This window comes from Anabaena sp. CCY 9402-a, from assembly GCF_963920945.1.
Taxonomy (GTDB): Bacteria; Cyanobacteriota; Cyanobacteriia; order Cyanobacteriales; family Nostocaceae; genus Trichormus; species Trichormus minutissimus.
Map to the genome: position 1 here is coordinate 1 of NZ_CAWUDL010000177.1, position 1,585 is coordinate 1,585.

Here is a 1,585-nt window from a genome sequence, read left to right on the forward strand (position 1 = left end):
CCTAAATTATATTGTATATTAATTTGTGTAATTAATTTTGTTTGATTACTTATTACGAATTAAAAATTATCCCTCGCTCAGATTATGACACTAGAATTAACTGATTGGGATGAAGATTTACCAGGAACAGCAGATGAAGAATATCAAGCCTTAGTCCGCACGCTGAAATTTACAGAAGGCTTTGGCTTATTGTTTGTGCGCTGTTCTCCATCTCAAGGTGAGCAGTTAATTACTAACGTTAAAGAAGATATTAATGATAAAAATATAGATATTTTACAATTAAAGCAAGGTGTTAATAACTTATACGAAATCATTGATGGATTAGATAACAAAGAACAGATAAATATTTTATTTATCACGGGTTTAGAATATTCATTTTATGAATACGAAGAATGTAAAGCATTTTCAGGCTGGGATAGTAGAGATACACATTCATATAGTTGGAAGGGTGTACCACCTGTCTTAATTAACCTCAATCAACAGCGAGAACGGTTGAAAGAAAACTTTAACATCTGTTTTGTGTTCTTGCTACCTCTATTTGCTATTAAATATTTTCAGGACTTACGCAAAAACTCTTTCAAACCCTTATTTCTCTGTGTTCTCTGCGTCTCTGTGGTTCTTTATTCCGTAATTTGTGCGTAAGTCCTAATTTTATCCAACGCGCGCCAGACTTCTTTGACTGGCGTTCAGGTTTGTTTGAATTTCCTATAGATAGGGAAACATTAGAACAGGAATCATCACGCATACTTGAGGATACAGATTATGAAAAATATTTGGCTTTAACACCAGAAGAACGAACACAAAGAATCCTAGTTATTCAAGAATTAATTACAGCAGAAAATCAAATATCTAATAACCAACCAGAATTATTACGTGAACTTGGTAGGTTATACCATGCTGCAAAAGATTACGAAAAAGCGATCGCATCCTACGACCAAGCTGTAAAATTTAAACCAGATTATCACCAAGCTTGGAACAATCGCGGCATTGCGCTATTTAATTTAGGACGCAATGAAGAGGCGATATTATCCTACAACCAAGCTGTGAAATTTAAACCAGATGATCACGAAGCTTGGTACAATCGCGGCGTTGCACTATCAGATTTAGGACGTAAAGAAGAGGCGATCACATCCTACGACCAAGCACTAAAATTTAAACCAGATTATCACGAAGCTTGGTATAATCGCGGCATTGCGCTATCAAATTTAGGACGGAAAGAAGAGGCGATATTATCCTACAACCAAGCTGTGAAATCTAACCCAGATGATCACGAAGCTTGGAACAATCGCGGCATTGTGCTATCAGATTTAAGACGGAAAGAAGAAGCGATCGCATCTTACGACCAAGCTGTGAAATCTAAACCAGATTTTCACCAAGCTTGGAACAATCGCGGCATTGTGCTATCAGATTTAGGACGGAAAGAAGAAGCGATCGCATCCTACGACCAAGCTGTGAAATTTAAACCAGATTTTCACCAAGCTTGGTTTCATCGCGGCATTGCGCTATCAAATTTAGGACGCAATGAAGAGACGATCGCATCCTACGACCAAGCTGTGAAATTTAAACCAGATTTTCACCAAGCTTG

2 protein-coding genes are annotated in these 1,585 nt (G+C 37.2%); both read left to right on the forward strand.

Annotated elements, in window-relative coordinates:
• The first annotated feature begins 84 nt into the window (after positions 1-84).
• Positions 85-642: a hypothetical protein gene (locus tag ACM0OR_RS28110; protein WP_414579691.1), complete on the forward strand. Its 558-nt coding sequence runs from the start codon at positions 85-87 to the stop codon at positions 640-642.
• Between the two features lie 50 nt (positions 643-692).
• A partial coding sequence (locus ACM0OR_RS28115; protein WP_414579692.1) for a tetratricopeptide repeat protein occupies positions 693-1,585 on the forward strand: 893 nt, incomplete at its 3' end.